General features: G+C 66.4%; 21 protein-coding genes. 12 read left to right on the top strand and 9 right to left on the bottom strand.

Annotated features, from left to right (window positions below):
• The 4 genes from ACZK29_RS21440 to ACZK29_RS21425 form a co-directional block, all read right to left on the bottom strand.
• The gene (locus ACZK29_RS21440; RefSeq protein ID WP_111204310.1) at positions 1-1206 is read right to left on the bottom strand and encodes an efflux RND transporter periplasmic adaptor subunit; all 1206 of its coding nucleotides are present in this window, start codon (positions 1204-1206) and stop codon (positions 1-3) included.
• Positions 1203-2456, bottom strand: a complete 1254-nt coding sequence (locus tag ACZK29_RS21435; protein WP_478446482.1) for a TolC family protein — start codon at positions 2454-2456, stop codon at positions 1203-1205. Before ACZK29_RS21435 ends, ACZK29_RS21440 begins: the two co-directional genes overlap by 4 nt.
• 56 nt (positions 2457-2512) lie before the next feature.
• Positions 2513-2845, bottom strand: coding sequence for a hypothetical protein (locus tag ACZK29_RS21430; RefSeq protein WP_049403628.1), 333 nt, complete (start codon positions 2843-2845; stop codon positions 2513-2515).
• 217 nt (positions 2846-3062) lie between these two features.
• Positions 3063-3464, bottom strand: a complete 402-nt coding sequence (locus tag ACZK29_RS21425; protein ID WP_164146466.1) for a RidA family protein — start codon at positions 3462-3464, stop codon at positions 3063-3065.
• Positions 3465-3572: 108 nt separating this feature from the next.
• Here ACZK29_RS21425 and ACZK29_RS21420 point away from each other — a divergent pair, with 108 nt between their 5' ends.
• From ACZK29_RS21420 to cls, 5 genes are all read left to right on the top strand, one after another.
• A complete protein-coding gene (locus tag ACZK29_RS21420) occupies positions 3573-4466 on the top strand; it encodes a LysR family transcriptional regulator (protein WP_478446481.1) in 894 nt (297 codons plus the stop codon).
• A gap of 55 nt (positions 4467-4521) precedes the next feature.
• Positions 4522-5031 carry a DNA polymerase III subunit epsilon gene (dnaQ, locus tag ACZK29_RS21415; protein ID WP_111204306.1) on the top strand — a complete coding sequence of 170 codons (510 nt, stop codon included), beginning with the start codon at positions 4522-4524 and terminating at the stop codon, positions 5029-5031.
• Positions 5032-5313: 282 nt separating this feature from the next.
• Positions 5314-5550 (top strand): 50S ribosomal protein L28, encoded by a 237-nt coding sequence (gene rpmB / locus ACZK29_RS21410; RefSeq protein ID WP_005411638.1) that lies wholly within the window; start codon positions 5314-5316, stop codon positions 5548-5550.
• 10 nt (positions 5551-5560) lie between these two features.
• Positions 5561-5728 carry a 50S ribosomal protein L33 gene (rpmG, locus tag ACZK29_RS21405; protein WP_169411268.1) on the top strand — a complete coding sequence of 56 codons (168 nt, stop codon included), beginning with the start codon at positions 5561-5563 and terminating at the stop codon, positions 5726-5728.
• A gap of 271 nt (positions 5729-5999) precedes the next feature.
• Positions 6000-7418, top strand: coding sequence for a cardiolipin synthase (cls, locus tag ACZK29_RS21400; RefSeq protein ID WP_478447101.1), 1419 nt, complete (start codon positions 6000-6002; stop codon positions 7416-7418).
• Between the two features lie 138 nt (positions 7419-7556).
• Here cls and ACZK29_RS21395 read toward each other — a convergent pair whose 3' ends face one another.
• Positions 7557-8501: an IS481 family transposase gene (locus ACZK29_RS21395; protein ID WP_478446480.1), complete on the bottom strand. Its 945-nt coding sequence runs from the start codon at positions 8499-8501 to the stop codon at positions 7557-7559.
• A gap of 134 nt (positions 8502-8635) precedes the next feature.
• Complete coding sequence (locus tag ACZK29_RS21390) at positions 8636-9580, bottom strand: IS481-like element ISStma3 family transposase (RefSeq protein ID WP_111202610.1); 945 nt, start codon at positions 9578-9580, stop codon at positions 8636-8638.
• 134 nt (positions 9581-9714) lie between these two features.
• Here ACZK29_RS21390 and ACZK29_RS21385 point away from each other — a divergent pair, with 134 nt between their 5' ends.
• Together ACZK29_RS21385 and uvrD are read left to right on the top strand one after the other, a co-directional pair.
• Positions 9715-11136 (top strand): FAD/NAD(P)-binding protein, encoded by a 1422-nt coding sequence (locus ACZK29_RS21385; RefSeq protein ID WP_478446479.1) that lies wholly within the window; start codon positions 9715-9717, stop codon positions 11134-11136.
• 9 nt (positions 11137-11145) lie between these two features.
• The gene (gene uvrD / locus ACZK29_RS21380) at positions 11146-13338 is read left to right on the top strand and encodes a DNA helicase II (RefSeq protein ID WP_459047215.1); all 2193 of its coding nucleotides are present in this window, start codon (positions 11146-11148) and stop codon (positions 13336-13338) included.
• 86 nt (positions 13339-13424) lie between these two features.
• Here the strand turns inward: uvrD and ACZK29_RS21375 are convergent, their stop codons facing one another.
• Positions 13425-14135, bottom strand: coding sequence for a hypothetical protein (locus ACZK29_RS21375; RefSeq protein ID WP_239503935.1), 711 nt, complete (start codon positions 14133-14135; stop codon positions 13425-13427).
• A gap of 133 nt (positions 14136-14268) precedes the next feature.
• On the opposite strand from ACZK29_RS21375, the gene ACZK29_RS21370 reads away from it, so the two are divergent.
• Together ACZK29_RS21370 and ACZK29_RS21365 are read left to right on the top strand one after the other, a co-directional pair.
• Positions 14269-14595, top strand: a complete 327-nt coding sequence (locus tag ACZK29_RS21370) for a low molecular weight protein tyrosine phosphatase family protein (protein ID WP_111204301.1) — start codon at positions 14269-14271, stop codon at positions 14593-14595.
• A gap of 111 nt (positions 14596-14706) precedes the next feature.
• Entirely contained in the window at positions 14707-15261 is a 555-nt protein-coding gene (locus ACZK29_RS21365) for a hypothetical protein (protein WP_057500898.1), read from the top strand.
• 86 nt (positions 15262-15347) lie between these two features.
• Here ACZK29_RS21365 and ACZK29_RS21360 read toward each other — a convergent pair whose 3' ends face one another.
• Positions 15348-15494 (bottom strand): hypothetical protein, encoded by a 147-nt coding sequence (locus ACZK29_RS21360; protein ID WP_478446478.1) that lies wholly within the window; start codon positions 15492-15494, stop codon positions 15348-15350.
• 183 nt (positions 15495-15677) lie between these two features.
• On the opposite strand from ACZK29_RS21360, the gene ACZK29_RS21355 reads away from it, so the two are divergent.
• On the top strand, positions 15678-16124 hold the full coding sequence (locus ACZK29_RS21355) for a universal stress protein (RefSeq protein WP_005411629.1): 447 nt from the start codon (positions 15678-15680) through the stop codon (positions 16122-16124).
• Between the two features lie 219 nt (positions 16125-16343).
• On the opposite strand, the gene ACZK29_RS21350 is transcribed toward ACZK29_RS21355, so the two are convergent.
• Positions 16344-16628 carry a DUF2782 domain-containing protein gene (locus ACZK29_RS21350; RefSeq protein ID WP_005411628.1) on the bottom strand — a complete coding sequence of 95 codons (285 nt, stop codon included), beginning with the start codon at positions 16626-16628 and terminating at the stop codon, positions 16344-16346.
• Positions 16629-16726: 98 nt separating this feature from the next.
• On the opposite strand from ACZK29_RS21350, the gene polA reads away from it, so the two are divergent.
• Both polA and ACZK29_RS21340 read left to right on the top strand, forming a co-directional pair.
• On the top strand, positions 16727-19501 hold the full coding sequence (polA, locus tag ACZK29_RS21345; protein WP_459047218.1) for a DNA polymerase I: 2775 nt from the start codon (positions 16727-16729) through the stop codon (positions 19499-19501).
• A gap of 372 nt (positions 19502-19873) precedes the next feature.
• A complete protein-coding gene (locus ACZK29_RS21340; RefSeq protein WP_106549994.1) occupies positions 19874-20353 on the top strand; it encodes a DUF421 domain-containing protein in 480 nt (159 codons plus the stop codon).
• The last annotated feature ends 12 nt before the right edge of the window (positions 20354-20365 follow it).

Here is a 20365-nt window from a genome sequence, read left to right as displayed (position 1 = left end):
TCAGTGGCCGTGCTCGGCTTCGCCCTTGGCCAGTTCGGCCTTGAGCAGGAAGGCGTTGGCACCGACGATGCGCTCGTTGCCGGCCAGGCCACCGAGGATCTCGATGCGGTCGCCGGCGCGACGCCCGGCCAGTACCGGCTGTGCCTTGAAGCCGCCTTCGATGGCAATGAACACCGCGCTGCTGCCATCGACGTTCTGCACCGCATCGGCGGGCACGCTGAGCGAACCGTCCTGGCCTTCGGTGACCACCACCGCCGATACCGGCGAACCGGCCGGCGGCAGCGACGCATCCACCGGCGTGGCACGGATCACCGCGACGCCGCCCTGCTGGCGGACATCGGCGGCCGAACCGGTGACGGTGGCGGTGAAGCTGCCACCCGGCACGCTCACCTCCAGCTTCATGCCGGGCGTGACCTGCGCGGCCAGCGCCGGCGGTGCGGTGAACACCAGCTCGTTCATCGTCGGGTCGGCGACGTCAGCCACCGCACTGCCGGCGGCGACCACGCCACCCGGGGTGACCTGCACGTTGCCGACGATGCCGGCCACCGGGCTGGTGATGCGCACGCGGCCATTGGCATCGGGCGCACCGTTGGCGGCGGCCTGGGCCTGCGCGGCGGCGGCCTGGGCCTGAGCCGCCAGCGAACGGGCGCGCGAGGCTTCCATTTCCTGGCGGGCGACCACGCCCTGATCGACCAGCGCCTTGTCGCGGCCATAGGCCAGGCGCGCGGCTTCGGCTTCGGCCGATGCGGCCAGCGCATTGGCGCGGAACACCGCCGCCTCGCCGCTGACCACGATGGCCAGTGCCTGGTTCTGCTTCACTGCGGTGCCCGGTGCAACCAGCACGCGTTCAACGCGGCCAGTCACGGTGGAGGCCACCGATGCACGCGCACCGACCGAGGGCTCGACCCGGCCTGCGAGGCGGGTTGAACCGCCGCCGCCACGACCGACGGCGACCACTTCGATACCGGACGCCTTGATCTGCTCCGGGGTCAGCTGCACCACGCCTTCATCGGCGTCAGCCGGCGCCTTGGCGGCTTCCGCCTTGGCTTCCTTGCTGTCGGTCGCGTGGCCATGGCCATCGTCGGTGCCCGCCTTGGCCGCGGCGGGGTCTTCATTTGCAGGTGTCTGCGCGTTGCCAGCGCAGCCGGCCAGCAGCACGGTCAGCAGCACGCCGCCGAGCAGGGGGAAGGAACGGGAGAGAGTCATGGGGCCTCCACAAAAGGTGCGCGCCCTTCAAGGCGGGCAAGATCGATTTCCGCGCCGACGCGCGACAGGCGCGCATCCACGGCGGCGCCGCGGGCGGCGATGAGGGCGCTGCGCGTGCTGCGCAGTTCCAGCTGCGAGATGCGTCCGGCGTCGAAGCCGATGCGTGCAAGGCGGTAGGCCTCTTCGGCGGCGACCACGCTTTCATCGGCGGCACGGGTGCGGCTGCCGGCAGCCTTCAACCCGGCCACGGCAGACAGGCGCTCGGCCTCGCTGTCGCGGCGCTGCTGGTCCAGGCGTGCCTCGGCCGCGCGCTGGTCGGCATTGGCGGCGCGGATGCCACCGCGGTTGCGGTCGAACAGCGGGATGCTGAGGCTGATCCCGAGGTTGTAGGCACGCTCGCCGCCTTCGCGGAAGCGGGTCTGCGCGGCGGTGACACTGAGGTCGGGCAGGGCGCGCTTGCGCTCCACGTCGACCAGCTTGCCCGCCGCATCGGCTTCGGCTTCGGCGATGCGCACCGCCAGTGCGGTATCGGTGGCACCGCGCGGCAGCGGCGGGGCGCGGTCGAGCAGGCTGTTGTCGATCGACTGCACCGGCGCGTCCAGCAGTGCCGTGCCGGCCAAGCGTGCCAGCGCGGCATCGCGGAAGGCCTGCGCTTCATCCAGCGCGGCACTGGCGTTGGCCACTTCGCTCTGTGCCTGCACCGCGCGCAGCTGTGGTTCGCGGCCCTGCTTGACCATGGCGTTGACGGCGTTGGCGTCATCGCGGGTCAGTGAAAGTGCTTCTTCAGCAAGGGCGTAGCGGCGCAGTGCACTTTCCGCCTGTGCATAGACCACCGCCAGCTGGCTGGCCACGTCGCTGCGGCTCTGCGAACCACGCAGGGCAGCGGCTTGTGCCTCGGCGCGGGCGGCACGAACGCGCGCGCCACGCTGGCCCCAGACCTCCAGCGGCTGGGACAGGGTGAGCACGGTGTCGGCCTTGCCCATGCCGCCATAGGAGCCGGTGCCCCAGGCGTTCTCGGCGGAGTAGGAGAGGGAAGGGTTGGGCAACGCACGGGCCTGGTCGGCGCGCGCGTCGGCGGCCTCGGCCAGCGCCGTACCGACGCGGGTACCGGGCAGCTGGTCCAGGCGTTCAAGCAGGGTGTCGTAGGAGGGGGCGGCTTGCGCCGACGCCTGCATTGCCGGGGCCAGGCCCAGCAACACGGCGACGACCAGCCCGGCCGCATGCAGCGGCCGACGTGTCAGGGTCGACATAGGGGGATTCCGGTTGTGAGTGAAACGGGAGCCCGCAATCGCGGGACGCGCTCAACTCACGCCCGGGGTGGACGCGTCAATTCATCCTGGGCGACTGCATAGGTCGCCGCATCGCCCGCACTCATCCAGCGCGCCGGCAGGGGCGCCCCGAAGGCGGCGATCGTGTGCGCCGGCAGGCTCAGGTTGGAGTGGTGGCAGTGGTTGTGGCCACAGGCACCAACATGCTTGCCGTCGGTATCGCCATCGGCATCCGGTGCGGACTCCACATGCACCGTGCTGGCATGCGGTTCCACCGTGCACGCCAGGGCATCGGCCACCGGCACGACCACGAATGCCGCCATCAGCAGCATCAGCAGGTACGAGCGAAGGTGGCGGGAGATCCGGCGCATGGAGGGGAGGCTAGCAAGCGGTTTTCGCCGGATACAATATCAATGGCCGCTTCGGGGATACGTCGGAATCTCCCGTTCAGGTGGACGGCCTGGGGGCATCCTGCCCTGGTGTGTGCCGACCACCTGCCCTGGTGGCTGCGCACCTCCTGCCTTGGTGGGTGTCGACCTTGGTCGACACGCTTTTCGACCCCACCGCGTTGCCGGCCAGCGGCCGGCACTACCGCTGGTCTGCGGGCAGCTTCGCGATCACCTTGATCTCGAACTGGAACCCGTACAGCCAGGTCACGCCGATGCCGGTCAGGGTCGGGTGCGGCGCCTCGCCCCAGTACTCGGGCACGATCGCCCAGGCCTTCTCAAAGTTCTTCTCTGGATCGACCAGGAACACGGTCACGTCGATCACGTCATCGAATGTGCAGCCTGCAGCAGCCAACACCGCATTGAGATTCTCGAAGGCGCGGCGCACCTGCGTTTCGAAGTCCGGCTCGGGCGAACCGTCCTCGCGGCTGCCGACCTGGCCGGAAACGAACAGGAAGCCATCGGACCGGATCGCCGGCGAGTAGCGGTTGCGCTCGTACAGGGCCTGGCGCCCGGCGGGGAAAACGACATCACGCTGTGACATGGGGAAGATCCCGTGGGAGAGAACGTCATCCTCCGCGCCAGCGCTGTCTGGATAAACCGCGATGATCAGCCTAGATTGATTGCTAATTCCAAACAATCATGGCCCGCCATGGACCGTTTCGAGGCGATGCGGGCGTTTGCCCGGGTCGTGGAAACCGGCAGCTTCACCCGCGCCGCGCACACGCTGCAGATCAGCCGCACCACGGTCACCCAGCTGGTGCAGCAGCTGGAGGCACACCTGCGGCTGCGCCTGCTCAACCGCACCACCCGACGGGTCAGCGTCACCGCCGATGGCGCGGCCTACTACCCGCGCATCGCCCGCCTGCTGGCCGAGCTGGAAGAGGTGGAGGGCGGGCTGGGTGACGCGGCCCGCCAGCCGCGCGGCCGCCTGCGGGTTGATGTACCCGGACCCTACGCGCGGCTGCGGTTGGTGCCGGCGCTACCGGACTTCCAGGCGCGCTACCCGGACATCCAGCTGGACGTCGGTGTCAGCGACCGCGAAGTCGATGTCATCGCCGACAACGTCGACTGCGTGATCCGGGGTGGCACCCCGATCGACCCGGCACTGGTGGCGCGGCCGTTGGCTGCGCTGCCGATGGGTTTCCACGCCAGCCCCAGCTATGTGCAGCGTTTCGGCCTGCCGACCGATCCGCGCGCGCTGGAAGGGCCGGACCACCACATGGTCGGCTTCCTCAGCCCGCGCAGCGGCCGTGCCCGGGTGTTCGGTGCGCAGCGAGGCGATGAGCGCATCGAGGTGCAGGGCCGGTATGCGGTCGGCTTCGACGACGGCAATGCCTATCTGGCGGCCGCGTTGGCGGGACTGGGTGTGGTCGCGCTGCCCAGCTACATGGCCGCGCCGCATGTAGCACGTGGCGAGCTGCTGCCTTTGCTACAGGACTGGCAGCTGCCACCGATGCCGATGCACGTGATGTTCCCGCCGAACCGGCACATGAGCCAGCGGCTGCGGGTGTTCATTGATTGGGTGGTGGAAGCGTTAGGGTGAGTGCATTGATCGCGTGCGAAAATCCGGGGGCACGTACTGGAGAACGCACACCCTGATGAGCCGCATCGTCGCACTTGATACCGAGACCACCGGCATTTCCCATCGCCTGGGTCATCGCGTGATCGAAATCGGTGCCGTCGAACTGATCGATGGCCAGCTCACCGGTCGCCAGTTCCATACCTACCTGCAGCCGCAGCGCAAGGTGGACTGGGGCGCGCAGCGCGTGCACGGCATCAGCGATGCGATGCTGGTGGGCAAGCCACTGTTCTCCAGCAAGGCCGCCGAACTGCTGGAATTCCTGCGCGGCAGCGAGATGATCGCGCACAACGCCACCTTCGACGTTGGCTTCCTCGATAACGAGCTGCGCCTGGCCGGCATTCCTGCCACGCTGGCCCAGCACTGTCGCGTCACCTGCAGCTTGAAGCTGGCGCGCGGGCGTTGGCCCGGGCAGGGCAACAAGCTGGACGATGTGCTGCAGCGCCTGTGCATTCCAGGGACGCGTGGCCTGCATGGCGCGTTGAAGGACGCCCATCTGCTGGCCCAGGTGATTCCGCACCTGCGCTGAGCTGGCCCGGTCATTGTTGTAGAGCCGAGCCCACGCTCGGCTCTACAGGGGGCGATCGCCGCGTTCAGCCCCGGCCTGTGGGTAACTTGCGCAAGTGCTTGAACCCGTGCATAATGCGCGGCTCGCTGTGTCCGGTTTTCTACCGGGCGGCGCCCCCGGGAGCACGTCCCCGGCCGCCCAACGCCAGCGTAACCCTTTGATTCTCTTGACGTGTGGTGGGCAACCATCGAGGCCGCCGTCTCCCGGGCTACGGGCTGACAACTACTACTATCGAGGTGCGCAATGTCCCGCGTATGCCAGGTTTCCGGCAAGCGAGTGCAGACGGGTAACAACGTCTCGCACGCCAACAACAAGACCCGTCGTCGTTTCCTGCCGAATCTGCACGAGCGCCGTTTCTGGGTGGCCAGCGAGAACCGCTGGGTCAAGCTTCGTGTTTCCGCGCATGCACTGCGCACCATCGACAAGAACGGCATTGATTCCGTTCTGGCTGAGCTGCGTGCGCGCGGCGAAAAGGTCTGAGGAGTAAAGCATCATGGCAGGCAAGCGCGATAAGGTCCGTATGATTTCCTCGGCCGGTACCGGCCACTTCTACACGACCGACAAGAACAAGAAGAACACCCCGGGGAAGATGGAATTCCTGAAGTACGATCCGGTCGTGCGCAAGCACGTCCTGTACAAGGAAGGCAAGATCAAGTAATCCGCAAGGATTGCCGATCCCCGCGAAGAAACCCGCCCTTGTGGCGGGTTTTTTCATGCCCGATGTTCCCGTGGTGGGTGCCTGTGGGTGCCGGCCGTTGGTCGGCACACTCCCTCCACCCCCGGTAGGTGCCAACCTTGGTCGGCACGCTGTCCCCGCGCCTGGTAGGTGTCGACCTTGGTCGACACGCTGGTTCAAAGCAGTCGAGCGCGACTCGACTCTACAAAGGCCGGTGGGCAGAATGGCCCATCACCTCCCGACGGGCGACACAATGCTGTTCGAGTGGTTGCTGGGTTCGTATCTGCTGCTGATCGACTGGCTGATCCGGCTGGTCGCGCTGTGCTGGATTCCCACCCGCACCACGCCGGGTGCGGCGCGCAGCTGGCTGCTGCTGGTCGGCTTCGTGCCGCTGCTGGGCCTGCCGCTGTACCTGCTGTTCGGCCACCCATGGCTGTCGCGCGAGCGCATCCGCCGCCAGGCCGAGGCCTCGCAGGTCATCCGCGAGGAACAGGCGCTGCAGCACCGCCTGCGCTGGGCCCCGCAGCCGGACACCGCAAGCGCCGAGATCGTGCCGCTGGTGCAGCGCCAGGGCGATTTCATGCCGGTGCACGGCAATGCGGTCGATCTACTGACCGACTACGACGAATCGTTGCACACGCTGATCGCCGACATCGACCAGGCCGAAGACCGGGTGCACTTGCTGTACTACCTGATGTTCGACGACGCGGTGGGCGAGGCCATCGTCGAGGCGCTGCAGCGTGCGGCTGCACGGGGCGTGCAGTGCCGTGTGCTGCTCGACGCGGTGGGTGCCAAGCGCGGCCTGCGCGCCTATCGCAAACGTCTGGAAGCACGCGATATCGAAGTGCGTGCGATGCTGCCCGGTGGCCTGCGCTGGCGCCGCAGCGGCCGCATGGACCTGCGCAACCACCGCAAGATCGCGGTGATCGACAACGAAGTGGCCTATGTCGGTTCGCAGAACCTGGCCCGCCCGCAGTTCGTGCCCGGCCACCCGAACCGCGAGCTGGTGGCGCGCTTGCGCGGCCCGGCGGTGGCGCACCTGGAGGCGGTGTTCGCCAGCGACTGGTATATGGAAACCGGGCAGCGCCTGGATGTGATCACCGATGTGCCCGAATGCGGCGACGACATCGCCACCCAGCTGCTGCCCAGCGGCCCGGCCTACCCGTACAGCAACGCGCGCGATGCGGTGGCGGCGCTGATCCACCTGGCACGGCGCCGGCTGGTGATGGTCACCCCGTATTTCGTGCCTGACGAAGCCACGCTGAGCGCGCTGCGCATTGCGGCGTTGTCCGGCGTCGAAGTGCAGCTGATTCTGTCGGCCAGCAACAACCAGCGGCTGACCTCGTGGGCACAGGAGGCGTACTACGACGAGCTGCTGCGCTGTGGCGTGCGCATCGCGCTGTATGAACCGCAGTTCCTGCATGCCAAGCACATGAGCGTGGACGAGGACATCGCCGTGCTCGGCTCGATCAACATGGATATCCGCTCGTTCGCGCTGAATGCCGAAATCGGCCTGATCTGCTACGACCGCGCGCTGGTGCAGCAGCTGTGCGCGATCGAGGACGGCTACCTGCGTGAGTCGCGTCAGCTGGACCTGCAGCAGTGGCGCAGCCGCCCCACGTGGCGGCGCAGCCGCGAAGGCATCGCGCGGCTGGCCGATGCGTTGATGTGAGCGGAGCGTGCAACCGATGAGGTGGATGCAACCGGCAGGGTGGACGCAACCGTTGGGGTGGATGCAACCGGCGGGGTAGAGTCGACTGTTAGTCGACTGCTCTTGCGATAAAAATCCCGCGCTGCGCGCGATAGTCGACTAACTGTGTAAACCCACCACGTTGTTCAGCGGGATTCTGGAAATAGGCGGTTGGCTGCCGATCCCCATGTGGGGTCGGTGCCAGTTGTAGTGGTGCAGCCATTCAGGCAGCACGGCGTCGCGCTGCTCTGACGAAGCGTACTCGCAGGCGTAGGCCCATTCGCGCAAGCTGGTCTGGATGAAGCGCTCGGCCTTACCGTTGGTTCGCGGGGTGTAGGGCTTGGTCCGATAGTGCTTCATGCCCAACGAGGCGACGAGTCGAGCGAAGACGCCGGAGCGATAGCAGGCGCCGTTGTCAGTCAGGACACGCTGGAAGGTGACTCCCAGCGTCCTGTAGTACGCCACGGCGGCCAGCAGCGCTTGGCAGGCCGTTGAGCCCTTCTCATCGGTGTGAACGCTACTGAAAGCGACTCGGGAGTGGTCATCAATGGCCACATGGACATAGCCCCAGCCACCGCCGCCAGCGTTGCCACGCCGATTCGGATCGACCCGGTGCCCGGGCCGGCGGAAGTTGCCGAGTTTCTTGATATCCAAGTGCAGCAAGCCGCCCGGGCTGTCGTACTCATACCGGACCGCCTTCTTCGGTGGGTCCAGAAGGCACAGGCGATTGAGTCCTCTTCGACGCATCAGTCGTGAAATGGTGCTGTGAGCCACGCCCAGTGCCTTGGAAATGGTCAGGTAGGTTTGCCGTTGACGTCGACGCTGGACGATCTGCTCAACGAGCGCCTCGGGGGTGCTATGGGGGCTGCGGCCGGGCCGGGAGCTGCGGTTCTGCAGCCCACTCAAGCCCTCGGCTCGATACCGGGCCAGCCACTTGTAAGCCGTGCGCACACTCACCCCGCAAGCCTGGGCGGCCTCTTCGGGCCGAAGGCCTTGCTCAGTGATGCGGCGGACAAGAAGTTCTCGACTAAACGGCGTCAAACGGGCATTTTTATGGTGGTTCATCCGGGCTCTTTGGGGGCTGGAACGGTGTGGTAACCACCATTTTCCAAAGATGCCCCGGATGAACAACCTACCGAGAGATCACAGTTAGTCGACTGCTCTTGCGATAAAAATCCCGCGCTGCGCGCGATAGTCGACTAACTGTGTAAACCCACTACGTTGTTCAGCGGCACTCTGGAGATAGGTGGCTGGCCGCCGATCGCCATATGGGGACGGTGCCAGTTGTAGTGGTGCAGCCATTGGCTCAACACGGAATTGCGCTGGTCCGAGGATGCGTACTCGCAGGCGTAAGCCCACTCGCGCAGGCTGGTCTGGATGAAGCGCTCGGCTTTGCCATTGGTCCGCGGCGTGTAGGGCTTGGTTCTGATGTGCTTGATCCCAAGGGATTTGAGCAGCTTGGCAAAGGCGGTGGAGCGATAGCAGGCACCGTTGTCGGTCAGGATCCGCTTGAAGGTGATTCCCAGGCTGGCGTAGTACTCCAGAGCGCCCAGCAACGCCTGGCAGGCGGTTTCGCCCTGTTCGTTGGGGTGGACGCTGCTGAAGGCGACCCGGGAGTGATCGTCAATGGCCACGTGGACGTAGCCCCAGCCACCGCCAGCGGTATTTCCCCGGCGTTTGGCATCGGTTCTGTGCCCTGGCCGCTGGAAGTTGCCCAGCTTCTTGATGTCCAGGTGCAGCAGCCCTCCGGGCTGATCGTATTCGTATCGGATGACCTCCTTGGGCGGATCAAGCCGACACAGCCGATTGAGGCCGTGGGCGCGCATCAGCCTTGAAATCGTACTGTGGCCGACCCCCAGCGCCTTGGAGATGGTCAGGTAGGTCTGCCGCTTACGGCGATGCTCCTTGATCTGCTCGACTACCGGAGCAGGTGTGGCATGCGGCGTCTGGTGAGGCCGTGAGCTGCGGTTTTCCAGCCCCGGTGCCCCGAACTGGCGGAATCGGGCCAGCCACTTGTAGGCCGTACGCACACTTACGCCACACGCTTGAGCTGCTTCTTCCGGGCGTAAGCCCTCGTGGAGGATACGGTGGACCAGAAGCGCTCGACTAAACGTCGTCAAACGGGCATTTTTATGATTGTTCATCCGGGCTCTTTGGGGGCTGGAACGGTGTGGTAACCACCATTTTCCAAAGATGCCCCGGATGAACAACGTACAGAGAGATCACAACTAACAGTCGACTCTACCCCCGGTTATTCCCCTCATTCCCGTCATCGCCGATGGCCTACAATCGGTACATGACTGATTCACCGCGTAATGGCGAACTGGACCTGGCAATCATCGGTGGTGGTGCGGCCGGGGTGCTGGTAGCGATCCAGGTATTGCGCCAGGCGAAGGCGCCGCTGGCGCTGGCCATTTTCGAACCGGCCCCGCAGCTGGCGCAGGGCATCGCCTACGCCACGCCATGGCCGGAGCACCTGCTGAACGTGCCGGCGGCGAAGATGAGTGCGTTTGCCGACCAGCCCGGCGATTTCCTCGATTACCTGATGGCCGCCAACGCCTACCCGGGCGAGGCGCGCGAGGTGCTGGGCGAGCGTTATGTGTGCCGCCACTTCTTTGCCGCCTACCTGCAGCAGCGCCTGCAGGAGGCCGTGGCCGCCAGCCCGGCACAGCTGCAGGTGATCGCACAGCCGGTACTGGGCCTGCAGCCGGATGACCACGGCTACCAGCTGACACTGGGCGATGGCAGCACGCTGCACTCCGCGCAGGCGGTGCTGGCCACCGGCAACAGCATGCGCCCGCTGCCGGTACCCGGCGCCGATGCGCTGCCCGCCGATGACGTGATCGAGGCATGGGACTACGACGGCGTGCGTACCCTGGCCGGCGAACAGGCCGTGGCCATTGTCGGCTCCGGCCTGAGCATGGCCGACACCGTGCTGGCGTTGGTCGCTGCTGGTCACACCGGCCCGCTTCATGTGATCTCACGCCATGGCCTGCTGCCGCTGCCGCACGCGCACGGCGGCCTGCCCAGCTTCGATCCGGCGGTGCTGCTGCCGATGAACCTGCGCCAGCGCCTGCGTGCGCTGCGTGGCTTCGCCCGTCAAGCGCAGGCCGACGGCCTGCCGTGGCAGGGCGTGATGGACCGCATCCGTCCGCACGGGCAGGCGCTGTGGTGCAGCCTCGACGCGGCCGACCAGCGCCGCTTCCTGCGCCATGTGGTGCGCTACTGGGATGTGCATCGCCACCGCATTGCCGAAGAGGTCGACGCGCAGCTGCAGACTCTGCAGGACAGCGGCCAGCTGCACATCCACCGCGCCCGCCTCCAACGCGTCTGGCGCGAAGGCGATGCCGTGCAGCTGTCCGGCCGCGATGCCTCGGGCAATGAACAGCGGTGGACGATCGGCGGTGTGATCAACGCCACCGGCGTCGAAACCCGCGCCAGTGCGCTGCGCAATCCGTTGCTGCAGCAGCTGCAGGCCGATGGACTTGCCCGCCCCGGTCCGCATGGGCTGGGCCTGGACAGCACGGTGCCGGGCGACCGCCTGCGCGCCGTCGGTGGCCAGCCGCAGGCGCGGCTGGGCGTGCTCGGCAGCCTGCGCATCGGCAGCCTGTGGGAAAGCCTGGCGGTGCCTGAACTGCGTCAGCAGGCCCAGGCACTGGCCACCCAGGTGGTCGCAGGAGCCGCGACGGCGATGCCGTAAAATGGGGGCATGGATGTCTCCCACCTGCTTGATGGCCTGAACCCGGCCCAGCGCGAAGCCGTCTCCGCTCCCCCCGGCCACCACCTGGTGCTGGCCGGTGCCGGTTCCGGCAAGACCCGCGTACTCACCCACCGCATCGCTTGGCTGCATGAAGTCGACGGCGTGCCGACCCACGGCATTTTCGCGGTGACCTTCACCAACAAGGCGGCCGGCGAAATGCGCCACCGCATCGACGCACAGCTGCCCAACGGCAGCCGTGGCATGTGGATCGGTACCTTCCACGGCCTGGCAAACCGCCTGCTGCGCCTGCACTGGCAGGACGCGAAGCTGCCCGAAGGCTTCCAGGTGATGGATTCGGACGACCAGCTGCGGCTGGTCAAGCGCGTGGTGCAGGCGCTGGAACTGGACGACGGCAAGTACCCGGCCAAGCAGATCGCGTGGTGGATCAACGCGCAGAAGGACGAGGGCCGCCGCCCGCAGCACATCCAGCCCGAACCGCACGATGCGTGGCTGGAAACCATGCGCCAGGCCTATATCGAATACCAGGCACGCTGCGACCGTGCCGGCCTGGTCGACTTCGCCGAGCTGCTGCTGCGCGCGCACGAACTGCTGCGCGACAACCCGGCGCTGCTGTCGCATTACCGCGCCCGCTTCCGCGAGATCCTGGTGGACGAGTTCCAGGACACCAACGCCATCCAGTACGCCTTCGTGCGCGTGCTGGCCGGTGATTCCGGCCACGTGTTCGTGGTCGGCGACGATGACCAGGCCATCTACGGCTGGCGTGGCGCCAAGGTCGAGAACGTGCAGGGCTTCCTGCGCGACTTCCCGGGCGCACAGACCATCCGCCTGGAGCAGAACTACCGCTCCACCGCCAACATCCTCGGCGCCGCCAACGCGGTGATCGCGCACAACCCGGACCGCATCGGCAAGCAGCTGTGGACCGACAGCGGCGACGGCGAGCCGATCGACCTGTACGCGGCGTACAACGAGATGGACGAGGCGCGCTACATCGTCGAGCGTGCACGCCAGTGGGTGCGCGACGGTGGCAGCTACACCGAAGTGGCCGTGCTCTACCGCAGCAACGCGCAGTCGCGCGCGCTGGAAGAAGCGCTGCTGAGCGAACAGGTGCCGTACCGGGTGTACGGCGGCATGCGCTTCTTCGAGCGTGCCGAAATCAAGGATGCGCTGGCCTACCTGCGCCTGCTGTCCAACCGCAACGATGACGCGGCGTTCGAGCGTGCGGTCAACACGCCCACCCGTGGCATCGGCGACCGCACGCTGGACGAAGTACGCCGCGAGGCGCGCGCGCAGGGCATTTCGCTGTGGGAAGCGACCATGCTGGTCACCCAGGGCAGTGCGCTGGCCGCACGCGCGCGCAACGCGCTGGCCGGCTTCCTGGTGCTGGTCAATGAGCTGCAGGCGCAGACCCTGCACATGACCCTGGCCGAGCGCGTGGACCACGTGCTCGCCCGCTCGCAGCTGCGCGAGCACTGGAGCAAGGAAAGCCGCAACGCGCTGGACTCGGAATCGCGCACCGACAACCTCGACGAACTGGTCTCGGTGGCCTCGCGCTTCGTGCGCCGTGCCGATGACATCGAGGAAGTGGGCGAGGACATGGACGAGCTGGTCGCGTTCCTGGCCTATGCCGCGCTGGAGGCCGGTGAAGGCCAGGCGCAGGCGGGCGAGGACGGCGTGCAGCTGATGACCCTGCACTCGGCCAAGGGCCTGGAATTCCCGCTGGTATTCCTGGCCGGCCTGGAAGAAGGCCTGTTCCCCAGCGCACGTTCGCTGGAGGAAAGCGGGCGGCTGGAAGAAGAGCGCCGCCTGGCCTACGTCGGCATCACCCGCGCGCGCCAGAAGCTGGTGCTGAGCTATGCCGAATCGCGCCGCATCCACGGGCAGGACAACTACAGCCTGCCGTCGCGCTTCCTGCGCGAGATTCCGCGCGAGCTGCTGCACGAAGTGCGCCCGAAGGTGCAGGTCTCGCGCCCGGCCTCGATGGGCGCCAGCCGGGTGATGGGCCATGCCTCGATCGAGGCGCCGCCGGTCAAGCTGGGTGCGCTGGTCACCCATCCCAAGTTCGGCGAAGGCATGGTGACCGACTACGAAGGCAGCGGCGCGCACGCCCGCGTGCAGGTCGAGTTCGCCGACGCCGGCAGCAAGTGGCTGGTGATGGCCTACGCCAACCTGACGGTGATCTGATCACTGTCGGGGGGGCAGGAATTCCTGTAGAGCCGAGCCATGCTCGGCTGCTCTTGGTGGGAAAGCTCTACAACAGCGGTCGGCTATCAGCCGATGGTGAATGTCTCCACGGCTGCCACCAACCCGGCGCGGTCCATCGCTTCTTCATCCTGGCGGTTGCGGATCAGCACGTAGTGGTCTTCCGCCGGCGACAACACCTCGATCACCTCGCCGCGGTAGTTGGTGATCTCGATGAAGCCGTTGCCCACGCCGTTGAGGTTGTCGATTTCGGCTATCAACGTCTCCAGGCTCACGATAGCGCCGTCCTTGTCCGTTCCGCCGCCAGTGCGGGCATTGTCGAAGTACAGGCTTATCTTCGGCTGCCTGGTCCGATGCCAGTTGTTGACGTCAACGATGTGATGTGTGGACCACCTGAAGTCATCTTCTGATTCGTTGCCGTTGAACTCACACGGGAAAATTGGCAGGCACAGGAACAGACCCGTGCGCTTCTCGATCTGATTCAGAAGCCCGTGATAGGTGCTGGGAACCGCCATCGCATGAGTGAACCCATAGGCGTTGGAAGGAATTTTGAAGATCGTTGGCCCATCATGCGAAAGACGGGGCGGCGCGTTCAGCACAACGCTGGCAGCGAATTCCGGATCATCGACATTTCTGGACGCGATCGCGAGGTCATGTTCCCCGGCATTCCGTATGCAGCAATAGAGTACGTAGGTCGCGACTACGTACTTGCTGAAGTAGCAGCCGTGGGCCTCAGCCACCTCTGCGAACGTCGTTAACAGGTCATCCTTGGTGATCATGGGCATCTGGATGGTGGAAAAGCACATGATGGTCTGCTGAAGGTCTTCCGGCCATGCAACTTGTCTGAAAGCACCTGGGGTCAGAGCCCCTTCTCCGATGGAAAAGGGATCCGACCCCGATTAGGCTGCGCTCATGACCCGCAACGTGCTCTTCCTCTGCAGCCAGAACCGCCTGCGCAGCCCGACGGCCGAGCAGGTATTCGCCGATTGGCCGGGCATCGAGACCGCCTCGGCCGGGCTGCTGGCCGACGCCGAGGAAGTGCTCAGCCCCGAGCTGCTGCAGTGGGCCGATATCGTGTTCGTGATGGAGCGCGCCCACCGCAACCGGCTGTCCAGCCGCTACAAGGCGTGGATGAACGGCAAGCGGGTGATCTGCATGGATATCCCGGATGACTACGACTACATGGACCCGGTGCTGGTGGAGCTGCTGAAGCGCAAGGTCACGCCCTTCCTTCGTTGACGGGCTGTTGTAGAGCCGAGCCCATGCTCGGCTGCTTCTGGCGGGAAAAACAGCCGAGCATGGGCTCGGCTCTACAATAGAAGCCACATCTTCCAGTTCCAGGAACGCCCCATGACCGAACCCACGTTGCACGTCACCGTGAAGTTGAACGCCCGGCTGCAGCCGGAGCATCGCCACGAACTGTTCGAGGATCCGCTCGACGCGCTGCTGCAGGCGGCCCAGGTGGGCGAGCTGACTGGCGGCGGCACCGCGATGTCGGACCTGGGTGAGGTCGAGTACGGCGATATTGAAGTTGCCCTGGTGGACGCGGCCGGCGTGCCGAAGCTGATCGACCTGCTGGAACAGCTGGGTGCGCCGAAGGGTTCGCAGCTGCAGGGGGCTGGCGAGGCTGATCGCAGCTTCGGCGTGACCGAGGGCCTCGGCATCTACCTGGATGGCCTGAACCTGCCGGACGAGGTCTACGAACAGTGTGATTCCAACCACGTGTTCGAGCAGCTGTCCGAGAACATCGATGGCCTGGGCGAGATCTGCAGCTGGTGGCAGGGCCCGACCGAAACCGCGCTGTACATGTATGGCGAATCGTTCGAGGCGATGCGCGATGCGATCGCCGGATTCGTGGCCAGCTACCCGCTGTGCCAGAACGCACGCGTGGTGCAGATCGCCTGAGAAGGTCAACTGTAGAGCCGAGCCCATGCTCGGCTGCTTCTGACGGGAAAAGCAGCCGAGCATGGGCTCGGCTCTACAGAAGCGGGTTACTTGCCTGCTGCCTGGCGGGCGTTGTCACGCAGCGCCATGTCCTTGCCCAGATGATAGCCGCCGTAGAACAGCACGAAGGCGGCGATGAGGCTCCAAAGGATGATGCTGAGGGAGCTTCGTGGTGTCGGCTTGCTGTCCTGCATGTGCGTTCTCCCGGCGCGGCGCGGTGCCGCTGGTCCAGCATGCGCCGCGGCAAGGGGGCGGGCAAGCGGGTGGTGCGCACACGCCGCTGCGCGGCGCCGGATTGATCCTGCTCAAGGCGCGGCCTGCACATCCGGTGTGCAATGGTGTCGTTCCCATCTGGCAGATCGCTACGGAGCCCCACCATGTACAAGCGCATCCTGATTGCCACCGACGGATCCGAGCTGGCCGACAAGGGCTTGGCCAAGGGCCTGGAACTGGCCAAGGACCTCAACGCCGAGGTCGATATCGTGACTGTTTCCGAGCCGTGGGCCGTTGGCATGTACGACGCCATGGGCTGGAGCGTGGGCTACATGAACAGCCCCGAGTACAAGGCCGACCGCGAGGAAGGCGCGCAGAAGGTGCTGCAGCCGGCGCTGGCCAAGGCGGCCGAGCAGGGCATTACCGCCAACCCCGTGCATGTGCTGGACCGCTATGCGGCCGACGGCATCATCGAGACGGCGGGCGAGCGCAACAGCGATCTGATCGTGATGACCTCGCATGGCCGTCGCGGCGTGACCCGCGTGCTGCTGGGCAGCCAGACCGCAGAAGTGCTGGCGCGCAGCACCCTGCCGGTGCTGGTCATCCGCTGATCCACACCCACTGATTCAAGCGTTCCCGGGGAGGGGACCCGACGCCGGCCGCAGGATGCGCGCCGGCGTTGTTTTTTGCGGGGCCGAGGGGCGTCATATCCGAGCATGGCGGGGTTTCCCCCCCCCCCCCGATACCCCCCCCCCCCGGGGGGGGGGCGGCCCGGGGGCTTTGGGGGGGGAGAGCCCTTTCCTGCGGAAAGGGATCCGACCCCGGTCACATCACCAGCTGTACAGCTTCCAGTACACCGGCGACACGCCGTCCTTGTCGTTGTCGAAACGGCCGTCGCCGTTCTTGTCGTACATGTAGAACGGAGCACCGCGCGACGGGGTCACCTTGACCATGCGCAGCTGGCCGGACACGCGGTATTCCTCGATGACATCGCCGTTGTCCATGGTGCGCTTGGAGACATCGGCGCCCTTGACGTCCACCGGGGGAGCACCTGCGCCACCCATGCTGGCGCAGCCAGCGAGCAGGAGCAGGGAAGCCAGCATCAGGGTCTTCATCGGCGGGGGCCTTTGCCTGGATAGAGCCCTGATTATGCCCCATCGCCGGGTGCGTGCCGTGTCGTCGCGGTGCAGGCACGGGCGCGTAGAATCGACCCATGAGCAGATTAGTCCTGATCGACGGGTCCAGTTACCTGTACCGCGCGTTCCACGCGCTGCCGCCCCTGTCCAATGCACAGGGTGAACCCACCGGCGCGCTGTTCGGCGTGGTCAACATGCTGCGTTCGACGCTGAAGGAACGCCCGGCCTACGTCGCGTTCGTGGTCGACGCGCCGGGCAAGACCTTCCGTGACGACCTGTACGACCAGTACAAGGCCAACCGCCCGCCGATGCCCGATGAGCTGCGCAGCCAGGTCGAGCCGATGTGCCGCATCGTCGAGGCGCTCGGCATCAGCATCCTGCGCATCCCCGGCGTGGAGGCCGACGATGTGATCGGAACGCTGGCCCTGCAGGGCCTGGCGCAGGACCTGAAGGTGACCATTTCCACCGGCGACAAGGACTTCGCCCAGCTGGTGCGCCCGGGCATCGAGCTGGTCAACACCATGACCGGCAGCCGCATGGATTCGGACGCGGCGGTGATGGAGAAGTTCGGCGTGCGCGCCGACCAGATCATCGACCTGCTGGCGCTGATGGGCGACGCGGTCGACAACGTGCCGGGCGTGGAGAAGTGCGGGCCGAAGACCGCCGCCAAGTGGCTGGCCGAGTACCAGCACCTGGACGGGGTGATGGCGGCCGCGCCGACCATGAAGGGCAAGATCGGCGAGAACCTGCGCGCTGCGCTGGAGCGGCTGCCGCTGAACCGCGAGCTGGTGACCATCCGTACCGACGTGGCGCTGGACGCCAGCCCGACCACGCTCGCCCTGCGCGAGCAGGATGTGCCGGAGCTGACCGAGCTGTATACGCGCTATGGCTTCACCCAGGCGCTGAAGGAGCTGGGTGCACCGCTGCCGGCCCCCACCGCGGCCAGTGAGGCCACCCCAAGCCTGCGCGGCACCGCTGCCGGCTTCGCCCGTGGCAGCGCCGAGGCGCCGGCCGCCGGCACGCTGGATCCGGCGCTGGCCGCGCCGGGTGAATACGAGACCGTGCTGACCAGCGAGCAGCTGCAGGCCTGGGTGGAGCGCCTGCAGCAGGCCGACCTGATCAGCTTCGACACCGAGACCGACGCGCTGGATGCGATGCGCGCGCGCCTGGTCGGCGTCAGCCTGGCGGTCGAGCCGGGCAGGGCCGCCTACATTCCGGTCGGCCACGATTACCCCGGGGCGCCGGCGCAGCTGCCGCTGCAGCAGGTGCTGGATGTACTGCGCCCGGTGCTGCAGGACCCGGCGAAGAAGAAGCTGGGCCAGCACGGCAAGTACGACCTGCATGTGCTGCGCCGCCACGGCGTGGAGATGCAGGGCTACCACGACGACACCATGCTGGAGAGCTTCGTGCTCAACTCCACCGCCACCCGCCACGACATGGATTCGCTGGCCCTGCGTTACCTGGGCTACAGCACCATCAAGTTCGAGGACGTGGCCGGCAAGGGCGCCAAGCAGATTCCGTTCTCGCAGGTGGGCATCGACGAGGCCAGCCGCTATGCGGCCGAGGACGCCGACATCACCCTGCGCCTGCACCGCGCGCTGCAGCCGCAGCTGCTGGCCGAGCCAGCGCTGGACAGCGTGTACCGCGACATCGAGATGCCGCTGGTGCCGGTGCTGACCACGATTGAAGCCAACGGCGTGCGCATCGACACCGACGAGTTGCGCCGACAGAGCCAGGACCTGTCCTCGCGCATGCTGGCCGCGCAGCAGAAGGCCACCGAACTGGCCGGCCGCAGCTTCAACCTGGATTCGCCCAAGCAGCTGCAGGCGGTGCTGTTCGATGAGCTGAAGCTGCCGGCGGTGGTGAAGACCCCCAAGGGCCAGCCCAGCACCAATGAAGAGGCGCTGGAGGCGATTGCCGACCAGCATGAGCTGCCGCGGGTGATCCTCGACTACCGTGGCCTGGCCAAGCTGCGCAGCACCTACACCGACAAGCTGCCGGAGATGGTCAACCCTGACACTGGCCGCGTGCACACCAGCTATCACCAGTCCGGTGCCGCCACCGGCCGCCTGTCCTCCTCGGACCCGAACCTGCAGAACATCCCGATCCGCACCGAGGATGGCCGCCGCATCCGCCGCGCGTTCATCGCCCCGGAGGGCTTCCAGCTGCTGGCCGCCGACTACTCGCAGATCGAGCTGCGGATCATGGCCCACCTGTCCGAGGACCCGGGCCTGGTGCGTGCCTTCGAGCAGGGCGCCGACGTGCACCGTGCCACCGCCGCCGAGGTGTTCGGGCGCACCCTGGAAGAAGTGACGCCGAACGAGCGTCGTGCCGCCAAGGCGATCAACTTCGGCCTGATGTACGGCATGAGCGCCTTCGGCCTGGCCCGCAACCTGGGCATCGACCGTGGCCAGGCACAGGACTACGTGGCGCTGTACTTCAGCCGCTACCCGGGCGTGCGTGACTTCATGGAGCGGATGCGCCAGCAGGCCCGCGACCAGGGCTACGTGGAAACCCTGTTCGGTCGCCGCCTGTACCTGAACGACATTCATGCACGTAACCAGGGCCTGCGCGCCGGTGCCGAGCGTGCCGCGATCAACGCGCCCATGCAGGGCACCGCCGCCGACATCATCAAGCGCGCGATGGTGGACGTGGACCAGTGGCTGCGTGACAGCGGCGCACCGGCGCGGATGATCCTGCAGGTGCACGATGAACTGGTCTTCGAAACCGAAGGTAGTTTCGTTGAAGACTTGCGTTTGCAGGTGGTGGAGCGCATGTCGCAAGCGGCCAAACTGCGGGTGCCGCTGGTGGTCGATACCGGCGTCGGCAACAACTGGGACGAAGCGCACTGAGGGTGTTTCAGGCCGAAAACGACGTGAATTCGTTCATTCGTCAGAGGTTTCTGACTCGATCATGAATGTTGCCCTGATCGAGGTTCATTAAATTGGGCCCCTTCACGAACCGTTAGTGTTCGGAGTGCTTCTATAACTCTCGACAGGCGCAACGCCTGTTGTGGATCTCTCCCATCCCCTGGAGCAGATCTCGGAACGGGGACTCCTCCCCAAGTGCCCGTTCCCCGGCCCCGTTGACCTCCCCCTGGTCAGCGGGGCTTTTTATTTGTGCCGCCGGAACATCTCGGATGGGGTCAGATCCCTTTGCCCGCTGGGCAAAGGGATCTGACCCCAGGTGCTAGGCTGGGCCACCGTCCAGCAGGGGAACCCGCAATGCCCGATCTGTTCGCACTGGCGATGCCGTGGTGGGAGTTCATCCTGCGCGCGGTGGTGGTGTATGTCGTGGTGCTGGGCATGGTCCGGCTGAGCGGCAAGCGCCCGCTGGGGCAGATCACCCCGTTCGACGTGCTGCTGGTGGTGCTGCTGGGCAATGCGGTGCAGAACGCGCTGCTGGGCACTGACACCTCGCTGGGCGGCGGCCTGCTGCTGGCCGCGACCCTGATCCTGCTCAACTACGGGGTGGGCTGGGTAAGTACCCGCAGCCGGCGGATCGAACGCCTGGTGGAGGGAGAACCGGTGGTGATCGCGCGTGATGGGCGCCTGTTCGACGCCGTTCTGCGCCGGGAGCAGGTCACCCGCTCGGATTTCGAGGCCGCCATGCGCCAGCAGGGCTGTCTGGGCGTGGAGGATGTCGAGCTGGCCCTGCTGGAAATCAACGGGCACATCACCATCATTCCGAGGAAGAGCACCTGACCTTGTAGAGCC

It is taken from the genome of Stenotrophomonas sp. 89682_Sma, assembly GCF_056481405.1.
This window is presented reverse-complemented; position numbering and strand designations above follow the sequence as displayed.

Excerpts from the sequence above, each read along its gene's own strand:
- ACZK29_RS21440 (WP_111204310.1), bottom strand. The coding sequence starts at position 1,206 with ATGACTCTCTCCCGTTCCTTCCCCCTGCTCGGCGGCGTGCTGCTGACC.
- ACZK29_RS21435 (WP_478446482.1), bottom strand. The coding sequence starts at position 2,456 with ATGTCGACCCTGACACGTCGGCCGCTGCATGCGGCCGGGCTGGTCGTC.
- ACZK29_RS21430 (WP_049403628.1), bottom strand. The coding sequence starts at position 2,845 with ATGCGCCGGATCTCCCGCCACCTTCGCTCGTACCTGCTGATGCTGCTG.
- ACZK29_RS21425 (WP_164146466.1), bottom strand. The coding sequence starts at position 3,464 with ATGTCACAGCGTGATGTCGTTTTCCCCGCCGGGCGCCAGGCCCTGTAC.
- ACZK29_RS21420 (WP_478446481.1), top strand. The coding sequence starts at position 3,573 with ATGGACCGTTTCGAGGCGATGCGGGCGTTTGCCCGGGTCGTGGAAACC.
- dnaQ (WP_111204306.1), top strand. The coding sequence starts at position 4,522 with ATGAGCCGCATCGTCGCACTTGATACCGAGACCACCGGCATTTCCCAT.
- rpmB (WP_005411638.1), top strand. The coding sequence starts at position 5,314 with ATGTCCCGCGTATGCCAGGTTTCCGGCAAGCGAGTGCAGACGGGTAAC.
- cls (WP_478447101.1), top strand. The coding sequence starts at position 6,000 with ATGCTGTTCGAGTGGTTGCTGGGTTCGTATCTGCTGCTGATCGACTGG.
- ACZK29_RS21395 (WP_478446480.1), bottom strand. The coding sequence starts at position 8,501 with ATGAACCACCATAAAAATGCCCGTTTGACGCCGTTTAGTCGAGAACTT.
- ACZK29_RS21390 (WP_111202610.1), bottom strand. The coding sequence starts at position 9,580 with ATGAACAATCATAAAAATGCCCGTTTGACGACGTTTAGTCGAGCGCTT.
- ACZK29_RS21385 (WP_478446479.1), top strand. The coding sequence starts at position 9,715 with ATGGCCTACAATCGGTACATGACTGATTCACCGCGTAATGGCGAACTG.
- uvrD (WP_459047215.1), top strand. The coding sequence starts at position 11,146 with ATGGATGTCTCCCACCTGCTTGATGGCCTGAACCCGGCCCAGCGCGAA.
- ACZK29_RS21375 (WP_239503935.1), bottom strand. The coding sequence starts at position 14,135 with ATGATCACCAAGGATGACCTGTTAACGACGTTCGCAGAGGTGGCTGAG.
- ACZK29_RS21370 (WP_111204301.1), top strand. The coding sequence starts at position 14,269 with ATGACCCGCAACGTGCTCTTCCTCTGCAGCCAGAACCGCCTGCGCAGC.
- ACZK29_RS21365 (WP_057500898.1), top strand. The coding sequence starts at position 14,707 with ATGACCGAACCCACGTTGCACGTCACCGTGAAGTTGAACGCCCGGCTG.
- ACZK29_RS21360 (WP_478446478.1), bottom strand. The coding sequence starts at position 15,494 with ATGCAGGACAGCAAGCCGACACCACGAAGCTCCCTCAGCATCATCCTT.
- ACZK29_RS21355 (WP_005411629.1), top strand. The coding sequence starts at position 15,678 with ATGTACAAGCGCATCCTGATTGCCACCGACGGATCCGAGCTGGCCGAC.
- ACZK29_RS21350 (WP_005411628.1), bottom strand. The coding sequence starts at position 16,628 with ATGAAGACCCTGATGCTGGCTTCCCTGCTCCTGCTCGCTGGCTGCGCC.
- polA (WP_459047218.1), top strand. The coding sequence starts at position 16,727 with ATGAGCAGATTAGTCCTGATCGACGGGTCCAGTTACCTGTACCGCGCG.
- ACZK29_RS21340 (WP_106549994.1), top strand. The coding sequence starts at position 19,874 with ATGCCCGATCTGTTCGCACTGGCGATGCCGTGGTGGGAGTTCATCCTG.